Origin of the sequence: Sedimentitalea sp. XS_ASV28 (assembly GCF_041224545.1) — a bacterium.
Classification (GTDB): Bacteria; Pseudomonadota; Alphaproteobacteria; order Rhodobacterales; family Rhodobacteraceae; genus Sedimentitalea.
The window spans coordinates 78,641-96,899 of the sequence record NZ_JBGFGP010000162.1; the positions used below are offsets into that span (position 1 = coordinate 78,641).

An 18,259-nucleotide genomic window follows, 5' to 3' on the forward strand; every position below is an offset into this window, starting at 1 on the left:
GGTTCGAACGGGGGGCGGAGCAGGTTCTGTTCCGCCCTTTGTAGCTTGTGGGTGGTGCGTTTCGGTCAGGCCATCAATTCGCGTGGAATCACAAAATCCAGAACCTTGCCTGTGCCGCGCTCGACATCGTCCCAGCTTTGGATATCGAACTCCATCACCACGGTCGCGCCGGTCGGGAAATCGGAAAATTTCGGGTGTTCGGGCGCGGTTGCGGCCATGTCCTGCGCAAACAGGCTGATGCCGGGATTGTGCCCGATCATCAGCACGGTTTCGCCGGTGCCGGTTTCAAGGACCAGCTGCATTTCGGTGGCATCCGCATGGTAGAGGGTGCGGGTGAAATCGGCCGTCAGCGACAGGCCCAAACCGGCAAAGGTCTCTTGCGTCCTTCTCGCGTTCGAGACCAGCGCCTGATCGGGTTGCCAGGGCTTGCGGGCCAGCCATTCGCCAAGCGCCTTTGCCGAGCGGCGGCCCCGCTTGTTCAGCGGGCGGTCATGATCTGCCAGCTTGTAATCGTCCCAACTGGACTTGGCGTGGCGCATCAGGATCAGGGTACGGGTCATTTCGGATGGAACGCTTTCATGTGTAGGGCGGATTGGGCCGGAAGGCGGTTGGCCCCGGCGCTGATCGGGCAGGCGCGTCTGGCGGCACAGCCATTCTGCATGCAGTCCTGACCGGCCACCGTGTCGAGATAAGCATGACAGGTGGCAAGATCATAGGGGTGTGTGTCGCTCAGCGCGCCAACCGGGCAGGCTGTGGTGCAGGGACGGGCGCTGCACGTATTGCAGGGCGTTTCATCCGCGCAGTCGGGCAGGGGCAGTTCGGTCGGAAAATGCAGCGCGCCGCGAAACGAGATCATCAGGCCAACCGTATCGTGAACCAGCATCCCGGTCGGGCTGGAATGCGAACGGCCAGACCGTGTCGCCCAATTGATGAAGGGCGCATAGGGCGGACCGCCGAATGGAAAATATGCCACCGCCCCGTAACGGTCGGCCAGCCGCGTCACGACGCGCAGGGACCAGCGATCAACGGGATCGGCGCGACCGTCCTTCGCCTCGGGGGACGCGGTGAATGCCTGCCAGAAATCCGGCCCGCATCCCAGCAGGATCAAGGTCCCGTCTGACAGATCCTGCAGCGATACCCGCGACGGATGGGCGGCCCCCATAAGCAGGAGGCCGAATTCGATCAGGTCATGGCCCAACCGCTCCAGCACTGTGGCCTGATCCGATGCCGTTGCGTCGGGGCCGTGCATGGCTTCAGCCCGGTCGAATGATGGAACCGGCGCCATGTTCGGTGAACAGTTCCAGCAGGCAGGCGTTCGGCGCCCGTCCATCCAGAATGACCGCAGCCCGAACACCGCGTTCGATCGCATCCAGCGCCGTTTCGGTTTTGGGGATCATCCCGCCGGCGATCACGCCATCGCGGGTCATCTCGCGAATCTGCTCGGTCCTGAGTTCTGTCACGACCTCGCCATCGGCATTCTTGACCCCCGACACATCGGTCAGCAGCAACAGGCGGTCCGCCTTGAGTGCGCCGGCAATGGCGCCCGCGGCGGTGTCGCCATTGACGTTGAAGGTCTCGCCATCCGCACCCGCGCCGAGCGGCGCGATCACCGGGATCATGTCGCGTTCGAACAGCGTGTGCAGAATCTTGACGTCCATCTTCGACGGCGTTCCGACAAACCCGAGTGACGGGTCGGTCTGCTCGCAGATCATCAGGTTTGCGTCCTTGCCGGAGATCCCGACCGCGCGGCCGCCCTGCCGGTTGATCGCCTGAACGATCCGCTTGTTGACCAGCCCGGACAGCACCATCTCGACCACCTCGACGGTGGCGGTGTCGGTGACGCGCTTGCCGTTGACGAACTCGGATTTGATTTCGAGCTTGTCGAGCAGCGCGTTGATCATCGGCCCGCCGCCATGCACGATGACGGGGTTCACGCCGACCTGCTGCATCAGCACGATGTCGCGCGCAAAGCTGTCCATCGCCTCATCGCTGCCCATGGCGTGACCGCCCAGCTTGATGACAATGATGGCGTCCGTATAGCGTTGCAGATAGGGCAGGGCGCTCGACAGCGTCGACGCCGTGGAAATCCAGTCGCGGTTCATTTGCCGTGTCTTCATATTGCTCGTCCGATCGCTAAAGGGATGTCATGGTTTGCCGCCCGGCTGCAAGGGCTCAGATCAGGCCAGCGATGATGGCGCGAAGGGTTTCGATCCCGTCGCCCTTTTCCGACGAGGTCAGGACGATTTCCGGAAAGGCGGCGGGATGTTTCGCCAGCGCGCCCCGGACCTGGCCGAGCACGCGCGCACGATCCGCGGCCTTGACCTTGTCGGTCTTGGTCAGAACGCATTGAAACGTCACCGCCGCACCATCCAGAAGCGCCATGATCTCCGCGTCCACCGGTTTGACCCCGTGCCGCGAGTCGATCAGCACGAAGGCGCGGCGCAGGGTCTGGCGGCCCGACAGGTATTGTTTGAGCAGCCTTTGCCATTTTTCCACCACCGGCACCGGTGCGTTGGCAAAACCATAGCCCGGCAGATCGACGAGATAGAGATCGGGACCTTGGGAAAAGAAATTGATCTCTTGCGTGCGGCCCGGCGTGTTCGATGCGCGCGCCAGCGCCCTGGTGCCGGTCAGTGCGTTGATCAGGGTCGATTTCCCGACATTCGAACGCCCGGCGAAACAGACTTCGACCCGGTCGGCCGGCGGCAGGCCCGACATGGCGACGACACCCTTGACGAACTCTGACTCTCGCGCAAAGAGCAACCGCCCGGCTTCGGCGGTCGCTGCATCTGGTGCCTCCGCCAGGGGAAATGTCATCTGCATCGGGGGAGCCGCCTTGTGTTGTTGCGCGCCTGCGCTGTGCGCGGCCCCGGCATCGCCGCTTTGCGGTCCGGGACGCGCAGGACCGGCATCTTCAGCAGGCTGTGGCCCGCGCCGATCATTCCTTTTCCGACTTGGCCTTCCGGCTGAAGCCCGCCTTGATATTGCCGAACACGTCCGGCTTGTAGCCCTGGCTGCGCATGATCAGGTATTGCTGCGTGAAGGTGATGGTATTGTTCGCAATCCAGTAGACCACGAGGCCGCTGGCAAAGCTGCCGAGCATGAACATGAAGACCCAGGGCATCCACGCAAAGATCATCTGCTGTGTCGGGTCGGTGGGCGCCGGATTCAGCTTTTGTTGCAGCCACATGGAAATGCCAAGCAGCAGGGGCAGGATGCCGATAAAGATCGTCGCCATCAGCGTTCCCGGCTCGGGTCCGGCAATCGGCAACAGGCCAAACAGGTTCATGATCGATGTCGGATCGGGTGCCGAAAGATCCTGGAACGGACCGAACCAGGGGGCCTGACGCAGTTCGATGGTGACGAAGATCACCTTGTAGAGCGAAAAGAAGATCGGGATCTGCAAGAGGATGGGCAGGCAGCCGGCGGCTGGGTTCACCTTTTCCTTCTTGTAAAGTTCCATCATGCCCTGCTGCAGCTTTTGGCGGTCATCACCGGCAGATTCCTTCAGCTTTTCCATCTGCGGTTGCAGTTCCTTCATCTTGGCCATCGAGACGTAGGACTTGTAGGCCAGCGGGAACAGAACCGCCTTGATGATCAGGGTGAGGCCGATGATCGACCAACCCATGTTGCCGATCAGCAGGTTGATATTGTGCAGCAGCCAGAAGATCGGTTTGGTCAGGAAAAAGAACCAGCCCCAGTCGATGCTGTCGATGAAGTTCTGGATGCCGCCCTTTTCGTAGTTGCGCAGGACGTTCCATTCCTTGGCTCCGGCAAAGAGCTGTGTGGTCACATCCACCGTCTGGCCATCGGCCACGGTTTGCGTCGAGAGCTTGGCGGTGGTCTGGTAGATGTCGCGCGATGTGTCGTGCAGTGCGCTGACCTTGAAAGGCGTGCCCGGTTCGGGAATGAGCGTCGACATCCAGAAGTGGTCGGTAAAGCCGATCCAGCCATTTTCTGTGATGGCGGTTTCTGCCGCTTCGGCGGCCGGGGACATGTCGTCATAGTCGATTTCCTCCAGCGTGCCGTCGGCCATCGAAACGACGCCTTCGTGTAGGATGAAGAAATTCTTAAGGTCCGCGGGTTCGCCGTGCCGGGCAAGAATCCCATAGGGGGCGAGGCTGACCGTGCCGCCCGAGCCGTTTTCGACCGACTGGCTGACAGTGAACATGTACTCGTCGTCAACCGACAATTCGCGGCGGAAGGTCAGGCCGTTGCCGTTTTCCCATGCGAGCGTCACCGGCGAACCGACTGCCAGCGTATCGCCGGATTCGACCGTCCATTCCGTGTTGGCACCGGGAACGTCGTCCAGCGTCAGCCCGGCTCCGGGCGCCCAGCCGTAGAGGGCGTAATAGGCAGACGGGGTGCCGACAGGCGACAGCAGCTTGACGATCGGCGAGTCAGGATCACGCGTGACGCGATAATCCTTGAGCGAGAGGTCGTCGATACGGCCACCGAGAAGCGATATGCTGCCGGTCAGGCGCGGTGTGTCGATCTTGATCCGGGGGGCCTCGGCGAGCGCTTCTTCACGCACCTGCGTCTGGGCGGCGGGCGAGGCGGCGACATCCGCAGTGGTCGGGGCGGCGGCCAGAGCTTCGCCCTCGATGTCCTGAGCCATTGCATCGGGTTCCGGGGCAGGCTCGGGTTCAGGGGGCGGGAACAGAACGAACCACACGAGGATCACCACGAAACTGAGCGCGGTTGCGAGAATGAGATTCTTGTTCTGATCGTCCATCGGGGACAGCCACCTTGTACAGTCTATGACAGGGTGGGTTCAACAGAGTAGCGCCGGGAAGGTCAAGCGGATTCGCCCGGTTTTCCCCCCTTGCAGGTCCTGTCGCGCGGCAAACTAGCCGATGTCGCGCCCGATTCTGGGCGCTTCGCGCAATTTGGCCGTGTGGCTGGCGGCCCATTCGAGCGTCTGTTCAAAAGGCATGGGGCGGGCGATGCCAAAACCCTGCACGTGATCGCATCCGAGCTGGGCGAGCAGGGCGTGTTCGCCGACGGTTTCCACGCCTTCCGCAAGCGTCTCCATGTCCAGTCGCTCGGCCATCGACAGGATCGCGCCGACGAGGCGCTGCTGGTCCGGGTCGCGGTCGGCCTTGGTGACAAATGAGCGGTCGATCTTGATGCGCGAGACGGCAAAGCGACGGATGGCCGCGATCGAAGCCTGACCGGTGCCAAAGTCATCCAGATCGATACGACACCCCAGACTGGCCAGACCTGCTATGTTGCGGGTAACGGTATCGTCCGGGCAATCGGAAACCACGGTTTCCAGGATCTCGACCGACAGCCGCTCGGGCGCCAGATCGAACCGGTCGAGTTCCCAGCGTATGCTATCGACAAGTCGCGGATTGCGAAGCTCGTCAGTGGCGAAGTTCACCGCCACGCAGGGAACCTGAAGCCCGGCCTTGTCCCAGGCCTTGAGCGCCGTCAGGGATTGATAAAGCATGACCTGACCAAGCCGTTGCATCAGCCCGGCCTCTTCCAGGATTGGCAGGAACGTGTCCGGGGCGATCAGCCCATGGGTCTGGTGTGTCCAGCGGGCGAGCGCCTCAAAGCCCGTCACCCTGCCGGTATCGGTGGAAATCTGCGGCTGAAACCACGGTTGGATCCTGCCGTTTTCGAGCGCGCTGGCAGCGGCATCGCGCAATTCCGAACGCAGGTTCGATTTCTTGCGGGTCTCGGCAGAATAGGCGCGGATGGAAGAGGACGAAATCTGCTTTGCCTCCGCGAGCGCGTCCGATGCGGCGGTCAACCACTCCTGCGCGGTGTCGCCCGGCGCGCGGCTGCGCAGACAAAAACCGATCGAACAGGACAGGTATACCGACAGCCCGTCGACCGAAACCGGTTCTTCCAGCGCGGATTGCAGCCGGCCCGAGATCTGGATGCAGAGTTCGAGATCGAGTTGGCGCACCGGCATCAGACAGACCGCGAAGCGCGAATCTCCCATGCGCGCCACGGTGTCGCCCTCGCGCAGCGTCGACAGCAGCCGCGTGCCGCTGCGTTGCAGGAGCAGGTCGGCTGCCGCCTGGCCGTGCCGGTCGACCGTCTTGCCATGATCGTCGAGTTCCAGCACGAAACAGGCCGAGCGCAGACCGGGCGTCGCGGCGGCCTTGTAGACATGCTCGAGCGTCGCATCGAACCCGTCGCGCAGCATCAGCCCGGTGACGCTGTCGCGCGGCACACGCGCCCGCCCGGACCGGGGGCCGATGAACGCCCCGGTCGAGGCAATCAGCAGCGGAAAGCCGAGCGAGACGAGGAGCAGCGCCAGTTCGCCGCCAAACCAGAACGCCGCGAGCGTGATCGCCGGCAAGAATGCCAGGATCGGCGGACCGGTCAGGATCGGTGCGATCCGGTCCTGCAACCGGGTCAGCAGTCCGGGCAGTGGATTGGTCATGACTTTACCTTTCGCAAACTGGCAGCGCTGGCTCAGTGCAAACTAGGTTCCGGTCTCTGACCTTGCGGTTAACGCAGCAGCGGAATTTCCTGCGGATTTTCGCTATTCTTGTCCGGATCGCGTAAAAGTCCGGCGAAATCAAACAGTTTCGGATCGAGGAGATGGGATGGACGCGCATTCATCAGCGCGCGAAACATCACCTGGCGACGCCCCGGACTATTGGCTTCCCAGCCATCGAGAATCTGTTTGACCTGCTGGCGTTGCAACCCGTCCTGACTGCCGCAGAGATCGCAGGGGATGATCGGATACTGCATGGCGGCAGCGAATTTCTCGCAATCGGCCTCGGCGACATAGGCGAGAGGGCGGAGCACGAAGAGATCGCCCTCTTCGTTGAGCAGCTTGGGTGGCATCGTGGCCAGGCGACCGCCGTGAAACAGGTTCATGAAAAAGGTTTCGAGAATGTCGTCGCGATGATGCCCCAGCACGACTGCGGAACATCCTTCTTCGCGCGCAATGCGATAGAGATTGCCGCGCCGCAGGCGCGAGCAGAGCGCGCAGAACGTGCGCCCGGCGGGCACCTTGTCGACCACGATGGAATAGGTGTCCTGGTATTCGATGCGGTGCGGCACACCCATGCGTTCCAGAAATTCGGGCAATACCGTAGCGGGAAAGCCGGGTTGCCCCTGATCAAGATTGCAGGCCAGGATGTCGACCGGCAGCAGGCCGCGCCATTGCAACTCGTGCAGCACGGCCAGCAAGGTATAGCTGTCTTTCCCACCGGACAGGCACACCAGCCAGCGGGGACGGGGCGCTTGCGGATCGCCCTCCCGGTTATCGATCATGCCATAAGCATCAATCGCTTCGCGGGTCTGGCGAACGATGCGCTTGCGCAGCTTTTTGAACGCGGTGTTGGCAGGAGCGCCGGAGAAAAGCGGATGGATTTCGTCGTCATGATCTAACATGCGACCGCATTATGCCATTTCGTGGCGGGTTTGAACGGGATTCTGCATCCGGCCTGCGGATTGCCGAACGTCGGACGCATCGCGTGTCACCGGTCGGTGCGCTCGCCTCAGACGGCGAGGCCGAGCCGGTCCAGGCTTTTGTCAAGCTGCGCGTTCCAGGATGCGCCGAGTTCACCGTTGCTGCGGTGACGCAGGCCCCAGTTGCGCAATTGCTCGAACCGCTCCTGCGGGACATCCCCGAACATCGGCTCCACGCGGGGACGCCAATAGGCGACCGAGGTTGCGATGGCGTCGCTCTGCCCTTGCTCGACAAGCCGGGCGAGCCCTTCCTCGGCCAGTTCGACATGGCGTGTTTCAATCGGGGCAACCCGGCGAATGGCGTCTGCGAGGGGCTGATACGAGACCTGTTGCAGTTCGCCAAGCTGCTGACCGACCGCAAGCCCCATGCAGAGGTTCATGGTGACCGCATCAACCCAGCCGTCAAGCGGGTAGTTCAGGACCGACAGGCGCATGTCATGTTCGCTGCGCCGACTGCCGATCTCGCTGTCGCGGGGCAGGCGCGAGGTCCAGGGATGGCTTGTGGCATAGCGCGCGGTATCCGCGCCGAATTCCCCCAGCAACCGGAGAACCGCGTCGGCATTGTCGGTCTTTTCCAGAACGATCTTGGCGGCTGCGATGCGTTCCTTGATGCCGGGTCCGGCGTTGATGACATCGGCAAATCCGGCGGCACCGGCCAGTTCGCTGTCGACGAAGGTCGCCATCATCTTCATCAATTCGGCGCGGTAGCGCGGGGGCACGTTGGTCGGATTGCTCAGCTTGCCGCCCTGGGACAGATAGCTTTCGATGCTCATGTCTTCGGCCATGGCGGTTTCCTCACTGATCGAAATCGACGACAACCCGGTCGGTGACCGGAAACGACTGGCAGGACAGCACGTAGCCGCGCTGCACTTCGTAATCTTCCAGGGCGTGGTTCGCGACCATCTCGACCTCGCCTTCAAGCACCTTGCAGCGGCAGGTCGAGCACACCCCGGCCTTGCAGGCATATGGCGCGTCGATCGCATTTTCCAGCGCCGCGTCCAGCACGGTCTGGTCCTTGTCCATGGTAAAGCTGCGCGCCGATCCGTCCAGCGTCACACTGGCCTCGGTGGTCTTGGCGCTGCCGGCGTCACCTGTGGCGGTGGCCTTGCGTTTCAGGCGTCCGGGCTGGGCACTGGCGAAGAGTTCGAACTTGATCTGCGCATCGTCGAGCCCGTGCTCGCGCAGCGCCGACGCGATGCCCAGCATCATCGGTTCGGGGCCGCAGATGAACGCGGTGTCGATCGAGGTGATGTCGATCCAGTGCCGGAACAGCGCGGCACATTTCTCGGCATCGACGCGCCCGGTGAACAGGTCGATATCCTGCGCGTCGGACTCAAGCACATGGATGACGGTCAGCCGGCCCATATATTCGTTCTTGAGATCCTCGAGCTCTTCGCGAAACATGATCGTGTTCACGCTGCGGTTGGCATAGACCAGCGTGAACGTGCTGCGCGGCTCCGCCCTGAGCGTCGTCTTGAGAATCGACAGCACCGGCGTAATGCCCGAGCCACCGGCAAAACCGAGGTAGTTCCGGGCCTGTGCGGGGTCCAGCGGGGTAAAGAAACTGCCCATCGGCTCCATCGCTTCGAGCGTGTCGCCGGGTTGCAGGTCTTCGTTGGCCCAGGTCGAGAACGCGCCGCCGTCGACCTTCTTGATGCCGACCTGCAAGAGTCCGTCCGACCTGGCCGCGCAGATCGAGTAGGAACGGCGCAGTTCGGTGCCGTCGAATTCGCGCCGGAAGGTCAGGTACTGGCCCTGGGTAAAGTCGAAATCGCCGCCATCGGCGGGTTGCAGCGAGACCACGACCGCATCACGGATCGTCTTGCGCACATCGGTGACGGTAAGCGGGTGAAAACGCGCCATGGGTGATCTCCTCAGATGCACTTGAAATAGTCAAAAGGTTCCATGCAGTCCCGGCAGCGCCACTGGGCCTTGCAGGGGGTCGAACCGAACTGGCTGATCCGTTCGACATTGCTGCTTTTGCAGCGCGGGCAGGCGTCGGGGCCGCCGGCGGGGCGGGGCGGTGCGATCCCGTATTCCACCAGTTTCGCGCGCCCCTTGTCCGAGAGCCAGTCGGTTGTCCACGGCGGGCTGATCCGGGTCTTGATGCGGATGTCCGTCAGGCCCCGGTCGCGCATCGCGGTCTCGATATCCATCGATATCACGCTGGTCGCGGGACAGCCGGAATAGGTTGGCGTCACGGCGATTTCCAATGCGTCATCGTCCCAGCGGACTTCTCGCACAATGCCCAGATCCACGACCGAGATCACCGGGATCTCGGGATCGGGCACTTGGTCGAGCCAGTCCCAGACTTGGTCAACGGCGGGTTTCATGTCACCAGCTTGCGCCGGGATAGGCGCGTTGCAGCCACTGCATCTGGGTCAGCAGGTGGCCAAGATGCTCGGAATGGCGAAAGCCGCTCTTGCCGCCCTTGTGGGCAAAATCGCTCTCGGGAATGGTGAGCGTCGCTTCGGACATCACATCGGCAACGCGCCGGTCGAACGCGGCGCGCAGCGACGCCGGATCGGGGGCGATCCCGGCCTCGGCCATGGCGTTGTCAACCTCATCCGCGACAAAGAACTCGCCGACATAGGGCCAGAGCAGGTCAAGCGCCGCCTGCATGCGACGATGGCTCTCGGACGTGCCGTCTCCGAGCCGGATCACCGTGTCGCCCGAACGCTCGACATGATAGGCGGCCTCCTTGACGGATTTGGCGGCAATCTCGGCGACGCGCGCTTCGCTGGACTGTTGCAGGGCGTCGAGCATCGCTATGTGCCAGGCATCAAACAGGAACTGGCGCATCATGGTCTGGCCGAAATCGCCATTCGGTTGCTCTGCCAGCAGGACATTGCGGAAATCCCAGGCATCGCGCAGCATGGCGAGATCGTCTGCGCTGCGCCCCTTGCCCTCGATTTCACCGGCGAGGCCAAGCCACATCTGGGTCTGTCCGATCAGGTCGAGCGCGGTGTTGGCCAGCGCGATATCCTCTTCCAGCACCGGCGCATGGCCGCACCACTCGCTGACCCGGTGACCCAGCACGAGGGTGTTGTCCCCCATTCGGCAGAGAAATTCGAAGAAGGCGGGATTGGACATCACATCGCCCCCACGTCTTCGGGGATGTCGTAAAAGGTCGGGTGCCGGTAGACCTTGGATTCCGACGGTTCGTAAAGCGGGCCCTTTTCCGACGGCGACGATGCCGCGATGTGCCGCGCTTCGACGGCCCAGATGCTGACGCCTTCGTTGCGACGGGTATAGACATCGCGGGCGTTCATGATGGCCATTTCGGCGTCCGGCGCGTGCAGGCTGCCGACATGGCGGTGGCTCATCCCGTGCTGACCGCGGATGAAGATCTCCCAAAGCGGCCATTCGTGGCGGCGCGGGGGCGTTTCACTGTCCGGGGTGTCGGGATATGCGGAGTTCGGAGAGCTCATTCTGCGGCGACCTTTCTGCTTGCGCGTTTCTCGGCATGGGCCAGCAGCCCGTCACGTACCCATTTTCCCTCGTCCCAGGCGTTGTTGCGCGCGGCGAGGCGTTCGGTGTTGCAGGGGCCGTTGCCCTTGAGCACGTCAAAGAACTCGGACCAGTCGGGTTCGGCAAAATCGTACCCGCCCTTTTCCTCGTTCCATGTCAGCGTGTCGTCCGGCACCGTCAGCCCGAGGAATTCGGCCTGCGGAACGGTCTGGTCGACGAACTTCTGACGCAGTTCGTCATTCGTGTTCATCTTGATCTTCCACGCCATGGACTGCGCGGAATGCACGCTGTCCTTGTCACTGGGACCAAACATCATCAGCGACGGGTACCAGAAGCGGTTGAGCGCATCCTGCGCCATCTTTTTCTGCGCAGGCGTGCCATTGGCCATCTTCATCATGATGTCATAGCCCTGACGCTGGTGAAACGACTCTTCCTTGCAGATGCGGATCATCGCGCGGGAATACGGGCCGAACGAGGTGCGTTGCAGCGGCACCTGATTCATGATCGCCGCACCGTCGACCAGCCAGCCGACCGCGCCCATATCGGCCCATGTGAGGGTGGGATAGTTGAAGATGGAGCTGTATTTCATGCGACCGTCGAGCAACATCTCGGTCAGCTCGTCGCGGGTGACGCCGAGCGTTTCGGCGGCGCAGTAGAGATAGAGCCCGTGCCCGGCCTCGTCCTGAACCTTGGCCAGCAGGATCGCCTTGCGTTCCAGCGTCGGCGCGCGGGTGATCCAGTTGCCTTCGGGCAATTGGCCGACGATCTCGGAATGGGCGTGCTGTCCGATCTGGCGGATCAGGTTCTTGCGATAGCCGGCGGGCATCCAGTCTTTGGGTTCGATCTTTTCACCGGCGTTGATGCGCTCCTGAAAGGCGCGCTCCTGCGGGTCCATCTCGTCCAGTGACTTGACCCCGCTACCGGTCGATTTCACCATCTGTGCATACATCTTCATACCTCATTTCGCGCGCGGTGTGCTGGCCGCCTGAGTCGAGCTTAGCATATTCGTCGGGTTGCCGGTATCGCCCGGTCCTGCGTCTCCTCGGTGGGTCGGATCAATGAAAACATTGCCGACCGCATGGTCGGTATATGCGGTCTGGTGATTCTTCGCAAGAAAAAGTTACGGAATATGAATTTTGACTGTTTTTTGTAACAATTCGGGAGCGTGACGGCGCCGGGTCACACAGGTTTCACATTCGCGGTCTAGGATGGATGGTCAGAGACATCGCTTCGCACCCGTGCAGCGCCAACGCGGGGAGAGAGGCCAGGTGAACACCATGTTTATCAAGCAACTGCCCCCGCAATGTGATTCCATCCGCAAGAGCGATGCGCGCAACCAGTTCGCGGCGTTGTGTTACCGCGTCATCGAAAACCGGGTCGAGGTGCTGATGATCACGACGCGGCGATCGAGGCGCTGGATCGTGCCAAAGGGCTGGCCGATGGATGGCATGACCCCTGCGGAATGCGCGGCGCAGGAAGCGTGGGAAGAGGCCGGCGTTCGCGGGGACATCCATGAGCGCTGTGTGGGCATGTTTTCGTACGGCAAGCTGATGGATACGGGCGACGTGGTTGCATGCCTTGCGATGGTGTACCCGGTTCGGGTCAGGGGGGTGTCGGATGACTTTCCCGAGGTAAACCAGCGTCGTCGCAAATGGTGCTCTCGCAAGAAGGCCGCGCGCTTGGTCATGGAGCCGGAGCTTGCGCGTATTCTGCGGGATTTCGATCCTCGATCTCTCGGATAAACCGCCTGCGGCTTGAAATCGCTGCTGTTGCGGATATTTAATGCCTGAGATCGTGACGAGGTACCGAATGATCCAGTACGCTCTGAAATGCGCGGAAGGCCACAGTTTTGACAGCTGGTTCCAGTCGGCCAGCGCCTTTGACAAGCTCATGCAGGCAGGAATGGTTTCCTGCGTGGTATGTGGCAGTTCGGACGTTGAAAAGGCCATCATGGCCCCGAGCGTGCAGAGCGCGCGCAAATCCGATGGGCGCCGTGCGCTTTCGGCCCCGGCCAGCCCGGCGGAACAGGCGCTTGCCGAATTGCGGCGGAAGGTCGAGGAAAACTCGGATTATGTCGGGATGAACTTTGCCGCCGAGGCCCGTGCGATGTACGAAGGCACCGCGCCCGCGCGATCCATATACGGTGAAGCCCGTATGGACGAGGCACGCAAGCTGCTGGAAGACGGTGTCCCGGTGGCGCCCTTGCCGTTCACCCCGAATCGCAAGACCAACTAGCCCGAGCAGGCCGATTTCGACGCGCCGGATAGGCGGTTTGTACACTTGCCCTTGGCAAACCCCTATCATATAGGCGGGCGAACTGACGGCTAAGGTGCACGGAAAGGCCCATCATGCCCGTACTTGTGATGAAATTCGGCGGAACCTCGGTTGCCAATCTCGACCGCATCCGGCGCGCGGCGAAACGCGTGGGTGTCGAGGTGGCCAAGGGGTATGATGTGATCGTCATCGTTTCTGCGATGTCCGGCAAGACCAACGAACTGGTGGGCTGGGTCGAGGAAACCTCGCCGCTGTTTGACGCACGTGAATATGATGCCGTGGTCTCGTCGGGCGAGAATGTGACCGCCGGGCTGATGGCGCTGACCCTGCAGGAAATGGATGTGCCCGCGCGCAGCTGGCAGGGCTGGCAGGTACCCTTGCGGACCACGGATGCCCACGCCAGCGCGCGGATCAAGGAGATCCCGACCGACAATATCAATGCCAAGTTTTCCGAGGGCATGCGCGTGGCGGTGGTTGCGGGGTTTCAGGGGATCGGCCCGGACGGACGCATCACCACGCTGGGCCGGGGGGGATCGGACACCACCGCAGTTGCCTTTGCCGCTGCGTTCGGTGCCGAGCGTTGTGATATCTATACCGATGTCGACGGCGTCTATACGACCGATCCGCGGATTACCGACAAGGCGCGCAAGCTGGACAAGATCGCCTTTGAGGAAATGCTGGAGCTTGCCAGTCTCGGCGCCAAGGTGTTGCAGACCCGTTCGGTCGAACTCGCCATGCGCTATAATGTCAGGCTGCGGGTGCTGAGCAGCTTTGAGGAACAATCCGACACGGCGGGAACGCTGGTCTGCGATGAGGAGGATATCATGGAATCCAAGGTTGTGGCCGGCGTGGCCTATTCCCGTGACGAAGCCAAGATGACGCTGTTGTCTGTCGCAGACCGTCCCGGCATTGCATCGACGATCTTTACCGCCCTGTCCGAGGCCGGCGTGAACGTGGACATGATCGTTCAGAACATCTCGGAAGAAGGCCGCACGGACATGACATTCTCCTGTCCGATCAATCAGGTGGCCCGCGCGGAACAGGCGATGGATGAGGCCCGCAAGGCGGGCGCGCTGAATTTCGCGGAATTGCTGGTCGACAAGGACGTGGCCAAGGTGTCCGTGGTGGGAATCGGTATGCGCAGCCACACGGGCGTTGCCGCCAAGATGTTCCGCGTGTTGTCCACCGAGGGGATCAACATCAAGGTCATCACAACCTCCGAGATAAAAATTTCGGTTCTGATCGACCGGAAATACATGGAACTTGCCGTTCAAGCCCTGCATGATGCCTTTGAACTGGACAAGGCGGCCTGAGCACGATCCGCTTGGGCTATCTGCTTGAGAGGAACTGAACCGGGCGCATGGTGGAACGGACCGAAACTGAAAGTCGCAAACTGCTCGGCCGGCTGCGCAATGCTATGGCCAACAACGTGGCCGGCCAGGCACGGCTGGACAAGATCACCCATCTGATTGCCGACAGCATGGGCACCGAGGTGTGCTCGGTCTATCTGTTCCGCGATGAAGAAACGCTGGAGCTTTGCGCGACCGAAGGTCTCGAGGCGGAAGCGGTCCACCAGACGCGGATGCGCCTGGGCGAGGGTCTGGTCGGTCGGGTGGCGCGCACCGGGACCATTGTCAACACACCGAACGCGCCCGCCGAAAAGGGGTTCCGCTACATGGCGGAAACCGGCGAAGAGCGGTATTCCTCGTTCCTTGGTGTCCCGATCCAGCGGTTGGGCGAAAAGCTGGGTGTGCTGGTCGTGCAATCCCGCGATGCGCGGGTATACACCGCCGACGAGGTCTACGGGCTCGAAGTCGTCGCAATGGTGATTGCCGAGATGACCGAACTGGGCGCCTTTGTCGGCGAGGGCGCGGCCCTGTCCGCGCGCCATCAGCAGCCGGTGCTGTTTCGCGGAACCACCGGTCAGGAAGGCGCAGCAGAGGGCCATGTCTGGCTGCACGAACCCCGCGTGGTGGTTGCCAATCCGATTGCCGATGATCCGCACCGCGAACTGGAACGCCTGCACGAGGCGATCGAACAGCTGCGCGTCGGCGTCGATGAGATGCTCGAAATGTCCCGCACGGGCGACAGCGAACAGCTGCAAGTTCTCGAAACCTATCGCATGTTCGCCAATTCCAAGGGATGGATGCGGCGTATGGAAGAGGACATCAGCCGCGGGCTCTCGGCCGAAGCGGCTGTCGAGAAAGAGCAATCGCAGGCCCGTGTGCGCATGTCGCAGGTGACCGATTCCTACCTGCGCGAACGGTTGAGCGATCTTGACGACCTGTCAAATCGCCTGCTGCGCATCCTGACGGGGCAGGGGCGCGAGACCGGCGCGGAAATGCCGCCCGATCCGATCCTGGTCGCGCGCAATGTCGGGCCGGCGGAACTTCTCGAATACGGACGCAGCCTGCGCGGCATCGTGCTTGAAGAGGGTGCCGTGGGCAGCCATGCGGCCATCGTCGCGCGGGCGCTCGCGATCCCCTTGCTGGTCCATGCCGGGCGGATCACCACCGAGGCGCTGAACGGCGACCATATCATGGTGGACAGCGATCAGGGCGTGGCCCATCTGCGCCCGGACGACAATGTCGTCACCGCGTTTCGTGACAAGATCGCGATGCAGGCGGATGCCCAGGAACGCTATGCTTCGATTCGCAACAAGCCCGCGACGACCGAGTGTGGCGAGACGATTGAAATGCTCATGAACGCGGGCCTGATGGCCGACCTGCCGTCGCTCGAAGGGTCCGGCGCCGAAGGGGTCGGGCTGTTCCGGACCGAACTGCAATTCCTGATCCGCAACCAGATGCCCAAGCGGACCGAGCTGGCCGAGCTGTATTCGCGGGTGTTGGATTCGGCACATGGAAAACGGGTGGTGTTCCGGACGCTGGACATCGGATCGGACAAAGTTCTGCCCTACATGAAGCCGAATGACGAACCCAACCCGGCCCTGGGCTGGCGTGCGATCCGCGTCGGGCTGGACAAGCCGGGCGTCATGCGAATGCAGTTGCAGGCGCTGATCCGGGGGGCCAATGGCCGTCCGCTGTCGATCATGTTTCCCTTCATCGCGCAGTTCGAGGAATACCGCGCGGCGCGGGCCGAGGTCGACAAGACCATCGCGCGGGAAGAGCGGCTGGGACATGTGCTGCCCGAGACGCTCGAGGTCGGGGCAATGCTCGAAACGCCCTCGATGGTGTTTGCGCCCGAGGCGTTTTTCGAAGAGGTCGAATTCCTCTCCATCGGAGGCAATGATCTCAAGCAGTTCTTCTTTGCCGCCGACCGCGAGAACGAGCGTGTGCGACGGCGTTACGATACCCTGAATGTCAGCTTCCTGAGTCTGATCGAGCGGATCGTTGAACGCTGTGCCCGAACCGGCACCCGGCTGAGTTTCTGCGGCGAAGACGCTGGCCGGCCGATCGAGGCGCTATGCCTCGCCGCCATCGGCATCCGGTCCCTCTCGATGCGCCCGGCCTCCATCGGCCCCGTCAAGAGCCTCTTGCGCCGCTCCAACCTCGAAGAGGTGCGCGACGTCATCACCGTAGCGCGTGAAAACGGCGAGCAAAGCGTGCGCCCCGCCGTCATGGAACTCCTGAGGAACCGCGCCGCAGGCCGCCCCGTCGGGAACGCACCCGGAACGACGTCAACGTCATAGGCCTGATTTTCCGAACGAGCTTTCAGGTGAATGCCAACCAGCCTCGGTTCGGATAGTAAACCGATTTTATATGACGCGCCGAACTTGTGCAACTCGCTGAGAACAATCAAAAGGTCGTTATACTGGATCTTAAAGCGCTATGCGTTTGATCTGAATCGATAAGGGGATTCACAGGAGGCCATTTGTTTGATTCACTTCTTTCTGGAGGTGGATCATGGGCAAGCCTTACTCTTTAGAGCGTTCTGCATTTACGTTGCATCGGGGGCTTTCCATGGGGGCCTGATTGTGATTCATCCTTTTCAGGAGGATCGCACCATGCCTGCACCGCTTTCGCTTGATATTCGCCGACGCTTTCAACGCTGTATCGAGGATGGCCTGAGTGGCCGGGAGGCGGCGCGTCGGCTGATGATCTCGCCCGCGACGGGTGCGCGATTGGCGAGACGGGTCCGCTCAGGCGAACGAGATCCTGAAGAAGGCGAGCGCTTATTTTGCCCAGGCGGAGCTCCACCGCCAGTTTCGCAAATGACTGCCTTCATTGACGAATTCCGGGAGGAGTTCAGGGTCGAGCCGATCTGCCGCGTGCTGCCGATCGCCCCTTCCACCTATCACGCACAGAAGGCAATTGCCCGGGAACCCTCCCTCGCATCCAGGCGGGCGCGGCGGGACCTGGAGTTGAAGAACGAGATCCACAAGATCTGGTCTGAGAACCGCAAATTCTACGGCGCTCGGAAGATCTGGCATGTCCTGAAGCGCGGCAACTTGGCCGCCGCGCGCTGCACCGTGGAGAGATTGATGCGTGAGATGGGGCTGCAGGGTGTCGTGCGCGGCAAGAAGACCGTCACGACAAATCCCGACACCGCGAGGCCCTGCCCAGACGACAAGGTCAACCGCGCGGTCCATGCCGATCGGCCAAACCGGCTCTGGGTGTCAGATTTCACATATGTGCCGACCTGGTCGGGCACCGTCTACGTCGCTTTCGTGATCGACGTTTTCGCGCGGCGGATTGTGGGTTGGCGTGTATCCAACTCGATGACAACCCAGTTCGTACTCGATGCGCTCGAGCAAGCGCTTTGGCAGAGAAAGCCTCTTGGAAACAAGAGCTTGAGCCATCACTCGGACCGCGGATAGCAATACCTATCCATCAGGTATACCGAGCGGCTGGCCGAAGCTGGTATTGAACCATCGGTCGGCAGTGTCGGGGATTCCTACGACAATGCCCTCGCCGAGACGATTAACGGTCTCTACAAAACCGAGTTGGTTCATCGCCAGGGCCCTTGGCGCAACAGGCAGGATCTGGAAATGATGGTGTGGATGGCTCCCCCGACGGCATCGCAATGTGCCATGCTGGTGCTGTCAAAGGACCAACAAAGGAATGGGAGCCATCCACATGGAGATTACAACACTCGGGATCGATATCGCCAAGTC

The 18,259-nt window shown here is 62.0% G+C and carries 17 protein-coding genes, 1 pseudogene and 1 other annotated feature; of the genes and pseudogenes, 5 read left to right on the forward strand and 13 right to left on the reverse strand.

Annotated features, from left to right (window positions below):
* Nucleotides 1-65: 65 nt before the first annotated feature.
* From AB9K34_RS17940 to paaA, 13 genes are all read right to left on the reverse strand, one after another.
* Complete coding sequence (locus AB9K34_RS17940; RefSeq protein ID WP_369955800.1) at nt 66-560, reverse strand: histidine phosphatase family protein; 495 nt, start codon at nt 558-560, stop codon at nt 66-68.
* Complete coding sequence (locus AB9K34_RS17945; RefSeq protein WP_369955801.1) at nt 557-1,249, reverse strand: ferredoxin; 693 nt, start codon at nt 1,247-1,249, stop codon at nt 557-559. The genes AB9K34_RS17940 and AB9K34_RS17945 overlap by 4 nt, the downstream gene beginning before the upstream one ends.
* A 4-nt stretch (nt 1,250-1,253) precedes the next feature.
* The gene (argB, locus tag AB9K34_RS17950; RefSeq protein ID WP_369955802.1) at nt 1,254-2,117 is read right to left on the reverse strand and encodes an acetylglutamate kinase; all 864 of its coding nucleotides are present in this window, start codon (nt 2,115-2,117) and stop codon (nt 1,254-1,256) included.
* Between the two features lie 55 nt (nt 2,118-2,172).
* On the reverse strand, nt 2,173-2,823 hold the full coding sequence (yihA, locus tag AB9K34_RS17955) for a ribosome biogenesis GTP-binding protein YihA/YsxC (RefSeq protein WP_369955803.1): 651 nt from the start codon (nt 2,821-2,823) through the stop codon (nt 2,173-2,175).
* 115 nt (nt 2,824-2,938) lie between these two features.
* Nucleotides 2,939-4,735 carry a membrane protein insertase YidC gene (yidC, locus tag AB9K34_RS17960; RefSeq protein ID WP_369955804.1) on the reverse strand — a complete coding sequence of 599 codons (1,797 nt, stop codon included), beginning with the start codon at nt 4,733-4,735 and terminating at the stop codon, nt 2,939-2,941.
* A 114-nt stretch (nt 4,736-4,849) separates the two neighbouring features.
* Entirely contained in the window at nt 4,850-6,400 is a 1,551-nt protein-coding gene (locus AB9K34_RS17965) for a putative bifunctional diguanylate cyclase/phosphodiesterase (RefSeq protein WP_369955805.1), read from the reverse strand.
* Nucleotides 6,401-6,468: 68 nt separating this feature from the next.
* Nucleotides 6,469-7,362, reverse strand: coding sequence for a tRNA 2-thiocytidine(32) synthetase TtcA (gene ttcA / locus AB9K34_RS17970; RefSeq protein ID WP_369955806.1), 894 nt, complete (start codon nt 7,360-7,362; stop codon nt 6,469-6,471).
* 107 nt (nt 7,363-7,469) lie between these two features.
* The gene (locus AB9K34_RS17975; RefSeq protein WP_369955807.1) at nt 7,470-8,225 is read right to left on the reverse strand and encodes a Phenylacetic acid catabolic protein; all 756 of its coding nucleotides are present in this window, start codon (nt 8,223-8,225) and stop codon (nt 7,470-7,472) included.
* Nucleotides 8,226-8,235: 10 nt separating this feature from the next.
* Nucleotides 8,236-9,303: a 1,2-phenylacetyl-CoA epoxidase subunit PaaE gene (gene paaE, locus AB9K34_RS17980; protein WP_369955808.1), complete on the reverse strand. Its 1,068-nt coding sequence runs from the start codon at nt 9,301-9,303 to the stop codon at nt 8,236-8,238.
* Between the two features lie 11 nt (nt 9,304-9,314).
* On the reverse strand, nt 9,315-9,773 hold the full coding sequence (gene paaD, locus AB9K34_RS17985) for a 1,2-phenylacetyl-CoA epoxidase subunit PaaD (RefSeq protein ID WP_369955809.1): 459 nt from the start codon (nt 9,771-9,773) through the stop codon (nt 9,315-9,317).
* A gap of 1 nt (nt 9,774) precedes the next feature.
* A complete protein-coding gene (gene paaC / locus AB9K34_RS17990) occupies nt 9,775-10,533 on the reverse strand; it encodes a 1,2-phenylacetyl-CoA epoxidase subunit PaaC (protein WP_369955810.1) in 759 nt (252 codons plus the stop codon).
* A complete protein-coding gene (paaB, locus tag AB9K34_RS17995; RefSeq protein ID WP_348132444.1) occupies nt 10,533-10,871 on the reverse strand; it encodes a 1,2-phenylacetyl-CoA epoxidase subunit PaaB in 339 nt (112 codons plus the stop codon). Before paaB ends, paaC begins: the two co-directional genes overlap by 1 nt.
* Nucleotides 10,868-11,860: a 1,2-phenylacetyl-CoA epoxidase subunit PaaA gene (paaA, locus tag AB9K34_RS18000; RefSeq protein WP_369955815.1), complete on the reverse strand. Its 993-nt coding sequence runs from the start codon at nt 11,858-11,860 to the stop codon at nt 10,868-10,870. The genes paaB and paaA overlap by 4 nt, the downstream gene beginning before the upstream one ends.
* A gap of 328 nt (nt 11,861-12,188) precedes the next feature.
* On the opposite strand from paaA, the gene AB9K34_RS18005 reads away from it, so the two are divergent.
* From AB9K34_RS18005 to AB9K34_RS18025, 5 genes and pseudogenes are all read left to right on the forward strand, one after another.
* On the forward strand, nt 12,189-12,653 hold the full coding sequence (locus tag AB9K34_RS18005; RefSeq protein WP_369955811.1) for an NUDIX hydrolase: 465 nt from the start codon (nt 12,189-12,191) through the stop codon (nt 12,651-12,653).
* A 67-nt stretch (nt 12,654-12,720) separates the two neighbouring features.
* Nucleotides 12,721-13,146 (forward strand): DUF1178 family protein, encoded by a 426-nt coding sequence (locus AB9K34_RS18010; protein WP_369955812.1) that lies wholly within the window; start codon nt 12,721-12,723, stop codon nt 13,144-13,146.
* Nucleotides 13,147-13,259: 113 nt separating this feature from the next.
* Nucleotides 13,260-14,498 (forward strand): aspartate kinase, encoded by a 1,239-nt coding sequence (locus AB9K34_RS18015; RefSeq protein WP_369955813.1) that lies wholly within the window; start codon nt 13,260-13,262, stop codon nt 14,496-14,498.
* Nucleotides 14,499-14,545: 47 nt separating this feature from the next.
* Nucleotides 14,546-16,834 (forward strand): phosphoenolpyruvate--protein phosphotransferase, encoded by a 2,289-nt coding sequence (gene ptsP, locus AB9K34_RS18020; RefSeq protein WP_369955814.1) that lies wholly within the window; start codon nt 14,546-14,548, stop codon nt 16,832-16,834.
* A 451-nt stretch (nt 16,835-17,285) separates the two neighbouring features.
* Nucleotides 17,286-18,259 (forward strand): annotated as a pseudogene (locus tag AB9K34_RS18025) (IS3 family transposase); the annotation flags it as partial.
* Nucleotides 17,315-17,431, forward strand: a sequence feature (AL1L pseudoknot). It overlaps the preceding pseudogene by 117 nt.